The organism is Isoptericola variabilis 225, from assembly GCF_000215105.1.
Taxonomy (GTDB): domain Bacteria; phylum Actinomycetota; class Actinomycetes; order Actinomycetales; family Cellulomonadaceae; genus Isoptericola; species Isoptericola variabilis_A.
This window is the reverse complement of sequence record NC_015588.1, coordinates 1,149,629-1,165,925: the sequence shown is the minus strand read 5'-3', so window position 1 is coordinate 1,165,925 and position 16,297 is coordinate 1,149,629. Positions and strand designations below refer to the sequence as shown.

At 74.6% G+C, this 16,297-nt stretch carries 16 protein-coding genes; 8 read left to right on the top strand and 8 right to left on the bottom strand.

Features of this window, described 5'->3' with window-relative positions:
- On the bottom strand, nt 1-351 hold the full coding sequence (locus ISOVA_RS05425) for an MGMT family protein (RefSeq protein WP_013838245.1): 351 nt from the start codon (nt 349-351) through the stop codon (nt 1-3).
- A 161-nt stretch (nt 352-512) separates the two neighbouring features.
- Between ISOVA_RS05425 and ISOVA_RS15405 the strand changes: the two genes are divergently transcribed.
- The 3 genes from ISOVA_RS15405 (at nt 513) to ISOVA_RS05410 (ending at nt 1,947) form a co-directional block, all read left to right on the top strand.
- Nucleotides 513-950 (top strand): PAS domain-containing protein, encoded by a 438-nt coding sequence (locus ISOVA_RS15405; protein ID WP_049788250.1) that lies wholly within the window; start codon nt 513-515, stop codon nt 948-950.
- Nucleotides 951-995: 45 nt separating this feature from the next.
- On the top strand, nt 996-1,259 hold the full coding sequence (locus ISOVA_RS15400) for an ANTAR domain-containing protein (protein WP_081474814.1): 264 nt from the start codon (nt 996-998) through the stop codon (nt 1,257-1,259).
- A gap of 415 nt (nt 1,260-1,674) precedes the next feature.
- The gene (locus ISOVA_RS05410; RefSeq protein ID WP_041294790.1) at nt 1,675-1,947 is read left to right on the top strand and encodes a hypothetical protein; all 273 of its coding nucleotides are present in this window, start codon (nt 1,675-1,677) and stop codon (nt 1,945-1,947) included.
- A gap of 6 nt (nt 1,948-1,953) precedes the next feature.
- Here the strand turns inward: ISOVA_RS05410 and ISOVA_RS05405 are convergent, their stop codons facing one another.
- Together ISOVA_RS05405 and ISOVA_RS05400 are read right to left on the bottom strand one after the other, a co-directional pair.
- A complete protein-coding gene (locus tag ISOVA_RS05405) occupies nt 1,954-3,045 on the bottom strand; it encodes an Fpg/Nei family DNA glycosylase (protein WP_013838244.1) in 1,092 nt (363 codons plus the stop codon).
- A 1-nt stretch (nt 3,046) separates the two neighbouring features.
- Nucleotides 3,047-3,511 carry a ribose-5-phosphate isomerase gene (locus ISOVA_RS05400; protein WP_013838243.1) on the bottom strand — a complete coding sequence of 155 codons (465 nt, stop codon included), beginning with the start codon at nt 3,509-3,511 and terminating at the stop codon, nt 3,047-3,049.
- A 78-nt stretch (nt 3,512-3,589) separates the two neighbouring features.
- Between ISOVA_RS05400 and ISOVA_RS05395 the strand changes: the two genes are divergently transcribed.
- The gene (locus ISOVA_RS05395; protein WP_013838242.1) at nt 3,590-5,602 is read left to right on the top strand and encodes a M13 family metallopeptidase; all 2,013 of its coding nucleotides are present in this window, start codon (nt 3,590-3,592) and stop codon (nt 5,600-5,602) included.
- Nucleotides 5,603-5,626: 24 nt separating this feature from the next.
- Here the strand turns inward: ISOVA_RS05395 and ISOVA_RS15395 are convergent, their stop codons facing one another.
- Complete coding sequence (locus ISOVA_RS15395; RefSeq protein ID WP_013838241.1) at nt 5,627-6,796, bottom strand: hypothetical protein; 1,170 nt, start codon at nt 6,794-6,796, stop codon at nt 5,627-5,629.
- 238 nt (nt 6,797-7,034) lie between these two features.
- On the opposite strand from ISOVA_RS15395, the gene pepN reads away from it, so the two are divergent.
- On the top strand, nt 7,035-9,602 hold the full coding sequence (pepN, locus tag ISOVA_RS05385; RefSeq protein ID WP_013838240.1) for an aminopeptidase N: 2,568 nt from the start codon (nt 7,035-7,037) through the stop codon (nt 9,600-9,602).
- 81 nt (nt 9,603-9,683) lie between these two features.
- On the opposite strand, the gene malQ is transcribed toward pepN, so the two are convergent.
- Entirely contained in the window at nt 9,684-11,849 is a 2,166-nt protein-coding gene (gene malQ / locus ISOVA_RS05380) for a 4-alpha-glucanotransferase (protein ID WP_049788248.1), read from the bottom strand.
- 122 nt (nt 11,850-11,971) lie between these two features.
- Here malQ and ISOVA_RS05375 point away from each other — a divergent pair, with 122 nt between their 5' ends.
- On the top strand, nt 11,972-13,027 hold the full coding sequence (locus ISOVA_RS05375; protein WP_233275948.1) for a mechanosensitive ion channel family protein: 1,056 nt from the start codon (nt 11,972-11,974) through the stop codon (nt 13,025-13,027).
- Between the two features lie 24 nt (nt 13,028-13,051).
- On the opposite strand, the gene ISOVA_RS05370 is transcribed toward ISOVA_RS05375, so the two are convergent.
- A complete protein-coding gene (locus tag ISOVA_RS05370) occupies nt 13,052-13,285 on the bottom strand; it encodes a PTS sugar transporter subunit IIB (RefSeq protein ID WP_013838237.1) in 234 nt (77 codons plus the stop codon).
- Nucleotides 13,286-13,391: 106 nt separating this feature from the next.
- Here ISOVA_RS05370 and ISOVA_RS05365 point away from each other — a divergent pair, with 106 nt between their 5' ends.
- Both ISOVA_RS05365 and ISOVA_RS05360 read left to right on the top strand, forming a co-directional pair.
- Entirely contained in the window at nt 13,392-13,775 is a 384-nt protein-coding gene (locus ISOVA_RS05365; protein ID WP_013838236.1) for a globin, read from the top strand.
- 21 nt (nt 13,776-13,796) lie between these two features.
- The gene (locus ISOVA_RS05360; RefSeq protein ID WP_013838235.1) at nt 13,797-14,723 is read left to right on the top strand and encodes an acyl-CoA thioesterase; all 927 of its coding nucleotides are present in this window, start codon (nt 13,797-13,799) and stop codon (nt 14,721-14,723) included.
- 24 nt (nt 14,724-14,747) lie between these two features.
- Here ISOVA_RS05360 and ISOVA_RS05355 read toward each other — a convergent pair whose 3' ends face one another.
- Both ISOVA_RS05355 and ISOVA_RS05350 read right to left on the bottom strand, forming a co-directional pair.
- A complete protein-coding gene (locus ISOVA_RS05355) occupies nt 14,748-15,737 on the bottom strand; it encodes a DNA topoisomerase IB (protein ID WP_013838234.1) in 990 nt (329 codons plus the stop codon).
- Between the two features lie 52 nt (nt 15,738-15,789).
- A complete protein-coding gene (locus ISOVA_RS05350) occupies nt 15,790-16,290 on the bottom strand; it encodes an acyl-CoA thioesterase (protein WP_186004572.1) in 501 nt (166 codons plus the stop codon).
- Nucleotides 16,291-16,297: the final 7 nt, after the last annotated feature.

Sequence of the window (16,297 nt, the reverse complement as noted above, 5' to 3'; positions counted from 1 at the left end):
TCACTCGTCGGGGAACCACACGGCCCGCCGCAGGTCGACGCGGCGGCCGTCCCGCGTGAGCGGGCAGCCCTCCGCGCGGAGCTCGGCGAGCGCCCGGTCGAGGTGCCGCGCCGGCGGGCTGCCCGCCGCGTTGACGACGCGCCACCACGGGACGCCGGAGCCGGCGCGGGCCATCACCTGGCCCACCTGACGCGGACCGCCGCGGCCCAGCACCTCGGCGACCGCGTCGGCGACGATCCCGTACGTCGTCGCCCGCCCCGACGGGACGCGCTCGACGACGGCGAGCACCTCGTCGAGGTACTCCTCGCCGGGCGTGGCGGCGCCGGGACGGTCGTCGTCGGAGCGTGGCATGCCCGCACCCTGGCACCGCCGCGGGGCGCCGGGCAAGCGCGGCCCTCGACGGCGCGGGGGCACGCGCCGACGCCCTCGACGGCGCGCCGTGGCGTGCGGGGGCGGCCCCGAGTCGGCATGCTGAGAGCTCGGTCGTTCGGGGGCACGAGGAGGACCGCAGGATGGACCAGGTGCACGCGCGCACGTTCCACGCGCCCCCGTCGCCGTCCCCGTCCCCGTCCCCGGCGCGGCCGGTGCCCGGGCAGCAACCGCCGCGCGCCCGGGCCGACGCGCTCGCACGCGAGACGCCGACCGGGCGCTTCCGCGTCGACCTCGCCTCCGGCACGTGGTGGTGGTCGGACGAGACCTTCCGCATCCACGGGTTCGAGCCCGGCGAGGTGGTGCCGACCCGCGGGCTCGTCCTCACGCACAAGCACCCCGAGGACCGGACCCGCGCCCAGGCGGCGATCGCGCACGCCGAGCGCTCCGAGACGCCCTTCTCGTGCCTGCACCGGATCTTCGACGCCGACGGCGAGGAACACCTCGTGGTCGTGGTCGGCCGCGGGCACCGGGCACGACAGGCCGGATCGCGACCATCACGGGCTACGTCAGGGACCTGACCGAGCCCGTCGACCGGTACGCCGCGGTCCTCGCCGACGGGCAGGATCCTCGAGGCCGCCCAGAGCCGCGGCGCGATCGAGCGCGCGAAGGGCGTGCTGTGCGCGGTGCACGACGTCGGTGAGGACGACGCGTTCACCCTCCTGCGTCGCGCGTCGATGCGCTCCAACGTGCCGGTGCGCGTGCTCGCCGGGCGCCTCGTCGACTTCGCGCGGCACGAGGCCCGCGCCGGGCGCCCCCTCGCGCCCGACGTCGTCGAGACCTTCCTCTCCCGCTCCGAAACGCCCGGCGACGGCGTCCCGGTCCGCTGAGCCGAGGGGCGGCGGAAAGGAGTGGCGTGAGGCCCGTGGCGCGGACACGATCGGGCCATGCTCATCGACGCGCCCCTGCCCGCGGGCTACCGCTTCCGCCAGCTCACCGCCGACGACCACCGCGCCGTGCTCGACCTCGACGCCTGGGCGTTCCCGTCCTCCGGGTCGCTCGACGACGCGGCCCGGTCGGCCTCGCCGCTGTCGTGGGACCGGGCCGTCGGCATCGAGGCCGACGGAGCCGGCGCCGTCCTGCGCGACGTGCCCGGCGCGTCCGAGCACACGGTGCGCGTCCGGTCGGGGCGTCGCTGCAGCACGGCGACCTGCACCCGGGCAACGTCCTGGCGGTCGACGGGGGGGGCGGCGGGTATTCGACCTCGGCGACGCGCAGTGGGCGCACCCGCTCGAGACGCTCGAGGTGCCGTCGGCGGTCGTGCACCACACCGGGCTGCCGTGGGACGGCGTCGAGCGCGCCTACCGCGGAGCCTGGGAGACCGCGGTCGCGGACGACGAGGAGTGGGCCGCGCTGCGCCGGGCGGCCGGCGTCACGCACGCGGTCAACCGGGCGTGGTCGTGGTGGGGCGCGCTGGCCGAGGCGACCGAGGCCGAGTGGGACGACTGGGGCGAGGCGCCGGCGCGGCACCTGGCGGGCGTGCTGGCCGCCGACCCGGCCGGCGCGCCCGGCGCCTGACGGCGCTCAGGCCTGGCAGGTCCCGCACCAGAACAGGTTGCGGCCCGCGAGCTCCTTGGTGAGCACCGGCGAGCCGCACACGCGGCACGGCAGCCCGTCGCGGTGGTAGACGTAGAACGCCTCGTCGTGCGGCACGGCGCCCGGCGTGCCGTCCGTGTTCTGCCGGGTGCGGCGCCGGGTCACGCCCGGTGCACCCGCGCCCGGGCCGCCGTCGGGCACGGACGCGTCCCGGTGCTCGGGCCGCGTGGTGACGATCGCGCCGGTGGCGGCGCCGTCGCGCATGAGCGCCACGAGGTCGTCCCACACCTGCCCGAGGACCGCGGCCGGCACGTCGCGGCCCGGCCGCAGCGGGTCGACGCCGGCGCGGAACAGCACCTCGGCGCGGTAGATGTTGCCGACGCCCGCCACCACCGCCTGGTCCATGAGCTGCTGCCCGACGGCCACGCGCGAGCGCCGCACGCGCGCGACGAACGCCGCGCGTGCCTCCTCGAGAGACGCGTGGCCACCGTCCGGGCGGATCGGGTCCGGGCCGAGCCGGGCCTCGACGGCGGCCTTCTCGTCGGGCGTGACGACCTCGCACGCGGTCGGGCCGGTGAGGTCGGCGACGGCGTGCGCGCCGCGGAGCCGCACACGCACCGCCCCGCGCGGAGCCGGCGGCCCCCACTCCTGGCCCGCCTCCTCCCGGGAGTTGTCAGGCCCAGGCCGCGGTATACCCCGGTCTGGGCCTGACAGCTCGGGAGAGAGCGCGGTCTCGCGCTCGCCGACGCGCTTGCGCGGCGCGCCGATCGCGTGCACGACGGCGGCGCTCCCGTCGCCCGCGAACGTCCACGCCCCGTAGAGCCCCAGGTGCACGCGCAGCCACCGCTCCGCCGTCGTGTCAGAAGCCTGGTGGGCCAGGGCCCACCGGCTTTCGGACACGGGGGCGAAGCCGAGGAACAGCTGCTTGCCCCACGCCTCGGCGGCGACGAGCACGTGCCCGTCGAGCAGCGCGGCGCCGTCGGCGAACCGGCCCTGCGGGCTGCTCACGCGCAGCACCTGCCCGGCGAAGAGCTCGTCGAAGGTCCGCGCGAGGCGGTGGACGGTGTGGCCCTCGGGCACGTCAGGCGGTGGGCGCCGGGCGCGTCGCCTCGTACTGCGCGAGCTGGTCGATGCGGCGCTGGTGCCGCGCGTCGCCGCTGAACGGCTCGGCGACGAACGCCTCGACGAAGCTCGTCGCCTCCTCGAGGGAGTGCATCCGACCGCCGACCGCGATGACGTTGGCGTCGTTGTGCTGGCGGCCGAGCCGCGCCGTCTCGAGCGACCACGCGAGGACCGCACGCACGCCCGTGACCTTGTTGGCGGCGATCTGCTCGCCGTTGCCCGACCCGCCGATGACGATGCCGAGCGACCCGGGCTCGGCCACGACGGCCTCCCCCGCGGAGATGCAGAACGAGGGGTAGTCGTCCTGCGGGTCGTACTCGTGGGCACCGTGGTCGACGACGTCGTGACCCGCGGCGCGCAGGTGCTCGACCAGGTGGGTCTTGAGCTCGTATCCGGCGTGATCGGCGGCGATGTGCAGACGCATGGGCGCCATTCTCCCCCACCGTCGGCGCACCCCGCGCACGGTCTCACGCCCGTCGGCGCCGACCCGTAGTCTGGCGCCATGACTGCCGAAGCGACCGGGCTGCGGTCCGGGATCGACCTGTCCGCCCTCGACCCGGACGTCCGCCCGCAGGACGACCTCTTCCGCCACGTCAACGGCCGCTGGCTCGCGACGCACGAGATCCCGGCGGACCGCGCGATGGACGGCGCGTTCCGCGCGCTGCACGACGCCGCCGAGGAGCAGGTCCGCGACATCATCACCGACGCCGCCGCCGCGATCGAGCGCGGCGAGGCCACGGGCGTCCAGGCGCAGATCGGCGCCCTGTACGCGAGCTTCATGGACACCGAGCGCATCGAGGCGCTCGGCACGACGCCGCTCGAGCCCGACCTGGCGCTCGTGCGCGGCGCGACGACGCAGGCCGAGCTCACCGGCGTCCTCGGCGCGCTGCAGCGCACGGGCGGGGCGGCCGCGCTGCGGTTCTGGGTCGACAACGACGCCAAGGACCCCGAGCGCTACGTCGTCTACCTGGTCCAGAGCGGCCTCGGCCTGCCCGACGAGGCGTACTACCGGGAGGACCGGTACGCGCCCGTGCGCGAGAAGTACACGCCGCACGTGGCGCGCATGCTCGCGATCGCGGGCGTCTCGCAGGAGTCGTGGGGCACGACGCCGCAGGAGGCGGCCGAGCGTGTCGTCGCGCTCGAGACGAAGCTCGCGCGCCACCACTGGGACGTCGTGCGCGACCGCGACGCGACGCTGACCTACAACCCCATGTCGCTCGCCGCGCTCGCCGAGTCCGCTCCCGGGTTCGACTGGCGCGCGTGGGTCACGGCGCTCGGCGCGCCCGAGGGCGCGTTCGACGACGTCGTGGTGCGCGAGCCCGACTACGCGCGCGGCTTCGCGGAGCTGTGGGCGTCCGAGCCGCTCGCCGACTGGCAGCTGTGGATGGTGTTCCACCTGATCACCGCCCGGGCGCCGTACCTGACGGACGAGATCGTCGAGGCGAACTTCGACTTCTACGGCCGGGTGCTCTCGGGCGCGCAGGAGGTGCGCGAGCGCTGGAAGCGCGGCGTGTCGCTCGTCGAGGGCGCGCTCGGCGAGGCCGTCGGCCAGGAGTACGTCGCGCGGCACTTCCCGCCGTCGCACAAGGAGCGCATGGACACGCTCGTCGGCAACCTCGTCGCCGCGTACCGCGAGTCGATCACGAAGCTCGACTGGATGACCGAGGAGACCAAGGCCAAGGCCCTCGCCAAGCTCGAGAAGTTCACCCCCAAGGTGGGCTACCCCGACAAGTGGCGCGACTACTCGGGCCTCGTCGTCGAGGCGGACGACCTCGTAGGCAACGTGCGCCGCTCCAACGCGTTCGACCAGGACTACGAGCTCGGCAAGATCGGCCGGCCGCTCGACCGCGACGAGTGGTTCATGACCCCGCAGACGGTCAACGCCTACTACAACCCCGGCATGAACGAGATCGTCTTCCCCGCGGCGATCCTCCAGCCCCCGTTCTTCGACCCCGAGGCCGACGACGCCGTCAACTACGGCGGCATCGGCGCGGTCATCGGGCACGAGATCGGCCACGGCTTCGACGACCAGGGCTCGAAGTACGACGGCGACGGGCGGCTCGAGGACTGGTGGACCGCCGAGGACCGGGCCGAGTTCGAGACGCGCACGAAGGCGCTGATCGACCAGTACGCCGCCTACCGCCCGGCGCAGCTGCCCGAGGACGGCCCGCACGTCAACGGCGCGCTGACGGTCGGCGAGAACATCGGCGACCTCGGCGGCCTGTCGATCGCGATCACGGCCTACCGCATCGCGCTCGGCCGCCCGCTCGAGGAGGCGCCGGTCGTCGACGGCCTGACGGGCCTGCAGCGCGTCTTCCTCGGCTGGGCCCAGGTGTGGCGGGCGAAGGGCCGCGACGAGGAGATCGTGCGGCGCCTCGCCACCGACCCGCACTCGCCCAACGAGTTCCGGTGCAACGGCGTCGTGCGCAACGTCGACGAGTTCTACGCGGCGTACGACGTCGCGCCCGGGGACGCGCTGTACCTGGCGCCCGAGGAGCGCGTGCGGATCTGGTGACCCGCCACGCTCGCCCGGGCGGCGTCAGAACGTGCCGATGCCCGCCCGGGCGAGCGAGAACCCGCGGCCGCTGGGGTCGTACGTGCACGACATCCCGGTCTCGGCGCTCGAGCACGTGTAGTCGCCCTCGGTGACGGACTGGCCGTACTCGAGGACGCTCGTCCCGTCGCCGGCCTTCTGCGGCTGGTCCGACGACGGGACGCACGGCAGCGAGACCCTGCCCTCGCCGTCGATCGCGACGACGTAGCCCGTGGTGCCGTCGCAGCCCTCGACCGGGGCCGGCTGCTGGTCGAGCTCGGCGATGCCGCACGAGGCGCCCGCGGTGGTGATCTGGCACGTGATGTTGCGCGACGGCGAGGCGAACTCGGCGAGGACCTCGCCCGCCGGCAGCTCGTCGGCGGCCGCGTCGTCCTCGGTGCCCTGGGCGTCCTCGCCGGCCTCCTGCGTGGCCTGCGCGCCCGCGCCGGCGCCGGCCTCGGCCTCGTCCGTGGGCGCACCGCCGCCCCCGGCGAAGATCTGGACCGCGAAGACGACGGCGACGATGAGCAGGAGCGCGTCGACCGCGATGAACGCGATCCAGCCCGGCGTCAGGCCGCCCTTGCGCCGGCGGGAGGTGCCGCCGGTGCCGTCGCCCGCCCCGGCCGGCGCGACGGCGGGCGCCGCGGCCGTCGCGGCCGGGGCCGCGGCGTACGCGTGGTGCGCCGGCGGCTGGTAGCCGCCCGGCGGGATCTGCTGCGGCTGCTGCGCGGGGGCGCCGTTCCACTGGTCGCCCCACCAGTCGCCCTGCGCCGGCTGCCGGGGCGCGTAGGCCTGCGGCGCGTAGGCCTGGGTCGGGTACGCCGCAGGCTGCGCGGACCAGGCCTGCGTCGGCGCCTCGGCGGGCGACGACGGCGACGTGGGCGTGACCGGCTCGGGCGCCGGGGGGACCGGCGCGTGCGCCGTCGTCGGCGCTGCCGGGTACCGGGCCGCCGTGGGGTACGAGGCCGGGGTGAGCGCGACGGTCGGAGCGGGCCCGGGCGCGGGCACGCTCTGGACCGGCACCTCGCCCGAGCGCGACGGGCTCACCGACGGCGGCATGCGGTACGCCGACGGGACGCGCGACACCCGTGGCGGCACGCCGGACACCGGCGCGCCCTCGGGCTCCGGTGCGGGGCCGGGCGGGGGCGGCGGCGGGGGCGGCACGGTGCCGGACATCGGGACTCCTCCCTCTCGGGTCGGTGCGCCGGGCAGGGGTGAACCACGCACGACGCACCCGGAAGGATGTCACGATCCGGTCTCGGAGGTCGAACACGTCCCGCTGACCAGGGCCTTCGGGAGGCCGAGGAAACCGTTCGGGCGCCGCGGACCGAGGTGGCATGATCGACCCTTGGACCGCACCGCCGCGGCCCGCACGCGCCGCCACCCGCGGCATCGTCGAGGAGAGGGAGCACCTGTGCCCGGAGAGAACCTGACCCGCGCGGAGGCGATCGAGCGCGCCGGCGTCGTGACCGCCGTCGAGTCGTACGAGATCGACCTGGACCTGACCACCGGAGCCGAGACGTTCGCCTCGACCACGGTCGTCCGGTTCTCGGCCACCCCCGGTGCGAGCACGTTCGTCGACCTCGTCGCGCCGACGGTGCACGAGGTCGTGCTCAACGGCCGCTCGCTCGACGTCACGTCGGTGTTCAGCGACTCGCGCATCGCGCTCGACGGGCTCGAGGAGACCAACGAGCTGCGCGTCGTCGCCGACTGCGCCTACACGAACACCGGCGAGGGCCTGCACCGCTTCGTCGACCCGGTCGACGGCGAGGTGTACCTCTACACGCAGTTCGAGGTGCCCGACGCGCGCCGCGTCTTCGCGACGTTCGAGCAGCCCGACCTCAAGGCGCCGTTCCGGGTGACGGTGACCGCGCCCGCGGCGTGGCAGGTCGTGTCCAACCAGCCGACGCCGGAGCCCGAGCCGGCGAGCCACGCGAGCGACCCCGGCGTCGAGGCGGCGACGTGGCGGTTCGAGCCCACGCCGCGCATCTCGTCGTACCTCGTGGCGCTCGTCGCCGGACCGTACGCGGTGCAGCGCGGCGAGCTGACGTCGTCGGACGGCCGGACGATCCCGCTCGGGGTGTTCTGCCGTGCCTCGCTCTCGGAGCACCTCGACGCGGACTACATCATGGAGACCACGCGCAAGGGCTTCGAGTTCTTCGAGCGGGTCTTCGACTTCCCGTACCCGTTCGACAAGTACGACCAGCTCTTCGTGCCCGAGTACAACATGGGCGCGATGGAGAACCCGGGCTGCGTCACGTTCACCGAGTCGTACGTCTTCCGCTCCAAGGTGACCGACGCCGTGCGCGAGCGCCGCGTCGTGACGATCCTGCACGAGCTGGCCCACATGTGGTTCGGCGACCTCGTCACCATGAAGTGGTGGAACGACCTGTGGCTCAACGAGTCGTTCGCCGAGTACGTCTCGACGCTCGCCACGGCCGAGGCCACCGAGTGGGAGGCCGCCTGGACCACGTTCTCCGCGATGGAGAAGACGTGGGCCTACCGGCAGGACCAGCTGCCCTCGACGCACCCGATCGTCGCGCCGATCAACGACCTCGAGGACGTGCAGGTCAACTTCGACGGCATCACGTACGCCAAGGGCGCCTCGGTGCTCAAGCAGCTCGTGGCCTGGGTCGGGCGCGAGGAGTTCCTCGCGGGCGTCGCCTCGTACTTCAAGCGCCACGCGTGGTCGAACACCGAGCTGACCGACCTGCTCTCCGAGCTCGAGGCCACGAGCGGGCGCGACCTCGGGTCGTGGTCGAAGCTCTGGCTCGAGACCGCGGGCGTCAACACGCTGCGGCCCGACGTCGCGGTGGACGCCGACGGCCGCATCACCGGCTTCGCGGTGCTCCAGTCCGCGACGGCCGATCACCCGACGATCCGCCCGCACCGCCTCGGCATCGGCTTCTACGACCTGGTCGACGGCGCGCTCGTGCGCACGCACGCGGTGCAGATCGACGTCGACGGTGAGCGCACCGAGGTGCCGTCGCTCGTCGGGCGCGAGCGCCCGGGCCTGATCCTGCTCAACGACGAGGACCTCGCGTACGCGAAGATCCGGCTCGACGAGGCGTCGCTCGGGTTCGCGATCGAGAACCTCTCGCGCATCGCCGACCCGCTCGCCCGCTCGCTCGTGTGGGGCTCGGTCTGGGACGCGGTGCGCGACGGCGAGACTCCGGCGTCGTCGTACGTCGACCTCGTGCTGGGCAACATCGCGGCCGAGACCGAGTCGACGACGGTGCGCACCACCCTGGCCCAGCTCGGGCTGGCCGCGCGCCGGTACGTGGCGCCGTCGCGCCGGACCGAGACGCTCGCGCGCGTGGGCGACACGCTGTGGACGCTGGCGCAGCAGGCCGACGCCGGCTCCGACCTGCAGCTGCAGCTCGTCAAGTACTTCGCGCTCCTCGCCTCGACGCCCGACCACGTCGCGCCGCTGCGCGGCCTCATCGACGGCACCGTGGCGCTCGAGGGCCTCGAGATCGACACCGACCTGCGCTGGGAGCTGCTCGAGGGCCTCGTGATCCTGGGCGCGGCGGGCGAGGACGAGATCGCCGAGACGCTCGCGCAGGACGACACCGCGACCGGCCGCCAGGCCGCGGCGCGGGCGCGGGCCGCGATCCCGACCGTCGAGGCGAAGGAGAAGGCGTTCGCGTCGATCGTCGAGACGTCCGACGTGCCGAACGCGATCATCCGCTCGACGGCCGCGGGCTTCGTGCACGTGAGCGCCGACGCGAGCGTGCTCGAGCCGCTCGTGGCCCGGTACGTCGACGCGCTGCTGCCGATCTGGGAGTCGCGCAGCTACCACATCAGCGAGGAGCTGATCGAGGGCCTGTACCCCGCGCCGCTCGCGACGGAGGGGCTGCGCGACGCCGTGCGCGGCTGGCTGGACGCGCACCCCGACGCGCCCGCCGCCCTGCGCCGCATGGTCGTCGAGCAGCTCGCCGACACCGAGCGCGCCCTCGCCGCGCAGGCCGCCGACGCCTGACGAGGTAGCGCGTCCCTCCGCGAGGTAGCGCGGTCCTGCGCGAGGTAGCGCGCGAGCCGCGCTACCTCGCGGAGGGACCCGCTACCTCGCAGTGTTGAGGGCCTGGACCAGCGAGCGCAGGCGGGCGTTGTCGAAGAGGTCCTCGACGAGCACGACGTTGCCGGCCGCGTCGCCGAGGGGCACCTTCCAGTTCGGGTACTCCTGGTCGGTGCCGGGCTGGTTCTGCGAGCGCCGCTCCCCCACGGCGTCGACGAGCTGGACGCCGACCATGGCGGCGCGGGAGCGCCGCAGGTACCGGTGCAGCGCCTCGACGATCTCGCGCTCGGACGGGTCGTCGCCGACGAGCCCGCGCTCGGCGAGCGTCCGCACGGCGGTGTCGCGCTCGAGCCGCGCCCGCTGCCGCAGCACCTGCGGGTCCTCGGTGAGCAGGCCGAGCCGCTCGCGCAGGTCGACGTGCTCGCCGGCCAGGTACCCGGCGGTGGGCGGCATGTCGTGCGTGCCGACCGACGCGAGGGTCATGCGGCGGTACTTCTCCGGCGGGAGCGGGCGGCCGTCGTCGTCCTTCTCGAACCACAGCACCGAGGTGCCGAGGATCCCGCGGTCGGCGAGGTAGTCCCGCACCCACGGCTCGTAGACGCCGAGGTCCTCGCCGACGACGATCGCGCCAGCCCGGTGCGCCTCGAGGCACAGGATGCCGACGAGGGCCTCGTGGTCGTAGCGCACGTACGCGCCCTCGGACGCCTTGGCGCCGCCGGGCACCCACCACAGCCGGAACAGGCCGAGGATGTGGTCGACCCGCAGCGCGCCCGCGTGGCGCAGCACCGTGCGCAGCATGTCCCGGTACGGGACGTAGCCGGCCCGGGCCAGCGCGCGCGGGTTCCACGGCGGCTGCGACCAGTTCTGACCCTGCTGGTTGTACATGTCGGGCGGCGCGCCGACGGACACGCCGCGCGCGAGCACGTCCTGGTGCGCCCACGCGTCGGCGCCCTCGGGGTGCACCCCGACCGGGAGGTCGTGCATGATCCCGACCGCCATGCCCGCCTCGCGGGCGACGCGCTGCGCCGTGTGCTTCTGCTCGTCGGCGACCCACTGCAGCCAGCAGTAGAACTCGACGCGCTCGGCCAGCTCCTCGCGCAGCGCCGCGACGGCGGCCGAGCCCGGGTCGGACAGCTCGCGCGGCCACTCCTTGCCGGCGAGGTGCTCGGCGATCGCGCACCAGGTCGCGAAGTCCCGCAGGCCCTTGCCCTGCTCCTCGACGAACTCCTCGTACGCCGCCTGCCGGGCCGCGCGGCGGGGCGCGGTGAACACGACGTCGAGCGCGGCCTTCTTGGCCTCCCACACGGCGTCGCGGTCGATGGGGCCCGGGTCCTCGGTGAGCTCGCGCACCGGGTCCGCGGCCCACTCGACGAGCGAGCGGTCGGCCGCCGACAGGTACGCCGTCTCGGGGATGTCCTCGACCCGCACGTACACGGGGTTGAGGAAGCGCCGGCTCGTCGGCAGGTACGGCGACGGCGTCATGGGCGTGACGGGCTCGGCCGCGGCCAGCGGGTTGACCGCGACGAAGTCGCCCTTGGCCCGGTGCGCCGTGAGCCACGCGAGGTCGGCCAGGTCGGCCAGGTCGCCGAGCCCCCACGAGGTGCGCGAGCGCACGGAGTACAGCTGCACGAGGAAGCCCCACACCTGCCCCTCGGCGACCGCGGGCGGCAGCTCGAGCCGGCGCGGCGTCACGACGAGCGTCGCGCGCGTCTCGTGCCCCTCGCTCAGCGCGTGCAGCGAGTGCCAGCCGAGCGGCAGGTCGGCCGGCACCACGAAGGTCGCGCGGCCCACGCGCCGCCCGTCGACCGTACGGGGCTCGACGAAGGCGTCGACCTGCTCGAGGTCGCGGCGCGGCCGGTGCTGGGACAGCCGGGCGGTCGGCTCGGCGCCGTCGACCTCGGTCCACACGTGCACGGACGCGCCGTCAGTCACGTGCACCGGCACCCGCGTCTCCTCGCCCTGACGCACGACGACGGTCGGCGGCAGCACCGAGCGCCACTCCTCGTCGCGGGCGCGCTGGAGGCTGTGCGTGATCTGCTGGGGGGTCGCGGCCGGGACGCCGAGGGCCTCGAGGACCGCCACGAGCGTCGACGCGCGGACGCGCTCGGTCCCGCCCGCGAACGTGTGGTGCTCGGTGAGGACCCCGTGCGCAGCGGCGAGCTCGAGCAGCTCGGCGGGCACGTCGTCGCCGGTGATCAGGTCGTCGCTCACGGGGACGATCCTGCCATCGAACCCGGGCACGGGCAGTGCGCCCACGCGGCCTTCTCCAAGGTTTCGTGACGGTTCGGTCAACGGCTCCGTCCGCACCCGGCGCGACCGCTACCGTGGCGCGGGTGATCGGAACGACCCCTGCCGCCCCGACCCCGAGCCTCCCCCTCCTCGCCGCGCCCGCGGCGACCGCGCCCAGCCCCGAGCCCAGCACGAGCAGCACGGCCGACGACGTGCTGCGCGCCGGCGAGGACGCGTGGGCCGGCTTCTGGGAGTGGTTCTCCGGCTGGCCGCTGCGCGTGCTGATCATCCTCGCCGTCGGGGCCCTCCTGCTGGTCCTGCTGCGGCGCGCGATCTCGCACGTGACGGAGCGGATCGCGACCGGCTCGGGCACGACGACGACGGACCCGGCCCCGCGTCGCCGGCTCCTGCGCCGGGCGCCGCTCGTCGAGGACGCGCTCACGGCCGCGAACCCGCTGGCCAGCGCGCGCCGCGCCCAGCGGGCCCGCACGGTGGGGTCCGTCCTGCGCTCGGCGGCCAACATCATCGTCGGCACGCTCATGGCCCTCATGGTCCTCCAGGAGCTCGACGTCAACGTCGGCCCGCTCCTGGCGTCGGCGGGCGTCGCGGGCGTCGCGCTCGGCTTCGGCGCCCAGAGCCTCGTCAAGGACTTCATCTCGGGCATCTTCCTGCTGGTCGAGGACCAGTTCGGCGTGGGCGACGTCGTCGACCTCGGCTCCGGCGCGGTCGGCACGGTCGAGGAGGTCCAGCTCCGCACGACCCAGGTCCGCTCCTTCGACGGCACGCTCTGGTACGTGCGCAACGGCGAGATCCTTCGCGCCGGCAACCGCACGCAGCAGTGGGCGCGTGCGCTGGCGGAGGTCCGCGTCCCCGTCGACGCGGACCTCGACGTCGTGCGCGCCGCGCTCGGCCGCGCGGCCGACGCCGTGCATGCCGACCCGGAGCTCACCGGGTCCTTCCTCGAGGCGCCGTCGGTGCGCGGCGTGGACGCGGTCCACGACTTCACGCTGACGTTCACGCTGCACGCGCAGGTGCAGCCCGGCCAGCAGTGGGACGTCTCGCGCGCGCTGCTGCGGGCCGCGCAGGCCGAGCTGCGCGCCGCGGGCGTGCTGCGCGCCGGCGAGACGGTCGAGGCGTCCTCGGACGCCGCCGAGGCGTAGCCGGGCCGGCCCGGGCGGCACCGCTCAGGCGAGCAGCGTGTCCATCTCGGCGGCGAGGTTGTCGGCCTCGGGGCCGACGATGACCTGCACGATCCGGCCGGAGCGCACCACGCCGAACGCACCGGACTGCTTGAGGCCCGGCTCGTCGACGAGCGACGGGTCCGCCACCTGGACCCGCAGCCGCGTGATGCACGGCTCGAGCTCGACGACGTTGGTGGTGCCGCCCAGCGCCGCGAGGATGTTGTCCGCCTTGCTCATTCGGTCACTCCTGGGGGTGCGTCCTTGCAGGTCTGTACCCAGGGTATCCCGTCGGGGACTCGGGGGCGGGTCGGTCGCCTCGCGCGGGATCTGGGAGACTGTGGCGGTGCGACCTGACTCCTTCTACGACGCCGTCGGCGGGCACGAGACCTTCGTGCGCCTCGTGGACGTCTTCTACGAGGGCGTGGCGACCGACGAGGTCCTGCGGCCCATGTACCCCGAGGAGGACCTGGGCCCGGCCAAGGAGCGCCTGACCCTCTTCCTCGAGCAGTACTGGGGCGGCCCGACGACGTACAGCGAGCAGCGCGGCCACCCGCGGCTGCGCATGCGGCACGCGCCGTTCAAGGTCAACCCCGACGCGCGCGACCGCTGGCTGAGGCACATGCGCGCCGCCGTCGACTCGCTCGACCTCGCGCCGATCCACGAGGCCCAGCTGTGGGACTACCTGGAGCGCGCGGCGTTCAGCATGATCAACACCTTCGAGGACTGAGCGGCGAGGACGGACCCACCCATGAGCGAGACGACCACCTCCACGGACGTGGCGGCGTCGGGCATCCCCGACGCGCTGGAGCGCCTGCTGTCGGTGCTCGACCTGCGCGAGGTCGACGGCTGGGGCCCGCGCGGAGAGGAAGACCTGTGGCGCGGCGACTCCGTGCCCGGGCCGGCGCGGCGGGTCTACGGCGGCCAGGTGCTCGCCCAGGCGCTGCTCGCGTGCGGTCGCACCGTGGACGACGGCCGGCTCCCCCATTCGATGCACGCGTACTTCCTGCGCGAGGGTGCGCTCGACGCCCCGATCGACTTCGCCGTCGAGCGCCTGCGCGACGGCCGCTCGTTCAGCGCCCGGCGCACGCACGCGATCCAGCACGGCCAGCCGATCCTGTCGCTCACCGCGTCCTTCCAGGAGGACCAGCCGGGCTACGAGGCGTTCACGCCCGCGCCCGACGGCGTCCCCGCACCCGAGGACGTCACCTCGGCGATCGAGCTGCTCGGCGGCATCGACCACCCGGCGGCGCGGTTCTGGTCGCACGAGTCCGCGTTCGACCTGCGGCACGTCGGCGGCTCGCTCTACCTCGGCCCGCCCGCCAAGCGGGAAGCGACGCAGCTGGTGTGGGTGCGCGCCCGGCACGAGATCGCGTCCGACGACCCGCTGCTGCACCGCGCGCTGCTCGCGTTCGCGTGCGACCAGGTCATGCTCGAGCCGGTCCTGCGGCAGGCGGGCCGCTCGTGGCTCGACGTCGGCGGCGCGGTCCCCATGGCGAGCCTCGACCACGCGATGTGGTTCCACCGCGACGCGCGGGCTGACGACTGGCTGCTCTACGTCCAGGAGTCGCCCGGAGCGCAGGGCGGCCGCGGACTCGGCCTGGCGCGGATCTACGACCGCGAGGGTGCGCTCGTCGCGAGCATCGCCCAGGAGGGCATGGTCCGCCTGCCGGCCTGACGGAGCGCTGCCCGACGACGGCGCTCACCCGAGCAGGTCTAGCACCTCGCGCTCGGCGCGCGCCGTCGAGCGGGTCGACCCGATCGTCTCGCCGCGCTCCCACAGGTCCCACAGCCGCGGGTCGACGTACGACGCGCGGGCGACGGCAGGGGTGTTGCCGAGCTCCTCGGCGACGTCGCGCACGATGTCGGCGACGATCGTGCGGCGCTTCCTCGCCGACGCGGGCGGTGCGCCGACATCGGCGAGCGCGCGCGCCGCGAGCACGGTCGCGTGCCACGTGCGGAAGTCCTTGGGCGTGGCGTCCTCGCCGAGCTGCTGCTTGACGTAGTCCTGCACGTCGGCGCTGGTCACGTCGCGCCAGCGCGCCCGGCCGTCGGGACCGGTCTCGCGCCAGGCGAGCAGGTCGACGCCGCCGCGCCGCCGCTTGAGCGTCGTGACCAGCTCGGCCACGACGGGGTCGTCGACGAGCACGTCGCGCACCTGCCCCGACTTGGCGGGGTAGCGGAAGTGCACCGACCCGTCGCGCCGGACGCGGACGTGGTCCTTGCGGATCGTCGCGAGCCCGTAGCTGTTGTTCTTCTTGGCGTAGATCTCCCCGCCCGCGCGGAAGTACGCGAGGTCGAGCAGGCGGAAGGCGAGGGCGAGCAGTCTCTCGCGCGGCATGCCGGGCAGCTCGAGGTCGCGTGCGACGCGGCGACGTGCGACCGGCAGCCGGCGCCCGACGTCGAGCACGTGGTCGTGCTTGCGGCGCTTGCGGCGCTCGGTCCATGCCTCGTGGTAGATGTACTGGCCGCGCCCCGCGTCGTCGTACCCGAACGCCTGGATGTGCCCGTTCGGGTAGCGGCAGATCCACACGTCGCGCCACGCCGGGGGCACGGCGAGCCGGTGGCACCGCGCGAGCTCCTCCTCGTCGGTCAAGCGCGTGCCGTCGACGTCGAGGAACACCCAGCCACGACCCGCGCGACGGCGGCCGTAGCCGGGTGACGACACGGACACACGTCGCAGGCGGGGCACGCGGACAGTCTGACGGCGCGCGCACGCCCTCGCAGTGCGTGCCGGTGCGGCGTCAGCGCCTGCGGAACTCGAGCGGCTCGCCGGTGAACGCGGCCCAGGCGTCACGCTCGTCGTCGGAGATCCGGCGCGGGCGGCCGGTGGCGGCGTCGATGAGCACGATCGTCGTGGCGGCGCGCACGTACGGCTCCGTGCCCGACGCCGGACCCGTGCGCGGGAAGCCGCCGGGGACGCCGTCGTGGACCTCGTAGCAGACGTCGAGGCTCGCGCCCCCGATCTTCCCGATCCACAGCTCGACGCGCACGGGCGTGCGGGAGAACCCGAGCGGGCGGAGGTACTCGATCTGCTGCGACGCCACGAGCGTGTGCGACGACGCGGCCGGGCCCGAGTCGAGGATGGCCGTCGGCCACGCGTCGCCGTCCTCCGCCTCCGGGTGCCGCCAGAACGCGGTGATGCGGGCGTCCTCGAGGAGCCGGAACATCGCGACGTTGTTGACGTGCTGGTACGCGTCGAGGTCGGACCAGCGCAGCGGGACGGGGACGTGCAGTCGGATCATGCCCCGC

Bases quoted from the DNA above. Each gene is read 5' to 3' on its own strand.
- ISOVA_RS05425 (WP_013838245.1), bottom strand. From the start codon at position 351: ATGCCACGCTCCGACGACGACCGTCCCGGCGCCGCCACGCCCGGCGAG.
- ISOVA_RS15405 (WP_049788250.1), top strand. From the start codon at position 513: ATGGACCAGGTGCACGCGCGCACGTTCCACGCGCCCCCGTCGCCGTCC.
- ISOVA_RS05400 (WP_013838243.1), bottom strand. From the start codon at position 3,511: ATGCGTCTGCACATCGCCGCCGATCACGCCGGATACGAGCTCAAGACC.
- ISOVA_RS05395 (WP_013838242.1), top strand. From the start codon at position 3,590: ATGACTGCCGAAGCGACCGGGCTGCGGTCCGGGATCGACCTGTCCGCC.
- ISOVA_RS15395 (WP_013838241.1), bottom strand. From the start codon at position 6,796: ATGTCCGGCACCGTGCCGCCCCCGCCGCCGCCCCCGCCCGGCCCCGCA.
- ISOVA_RS05370 (WP_013838237.1), bottom strand. From the start codon at position 13,285: ATGAGCAAGGCGGACAACATCCTCGCGGCGCTGGGCGGCACCACCAAC.
- ISOVA_RS05360 (WP_013838235.1), top strand. From the start codon at position 13,797: ATGAGCGAGACGACCACCTCCACGGACGTGGCGGCGTCGGGCATCCCC.
- ISOVA_RS05350 (WP_186004572.1), bottom strand. From the start codon at position 16,290: ATGATCCGACTGCACGTCCCCGTCCCGCTGCGCTGGTCCGACCTCGAC.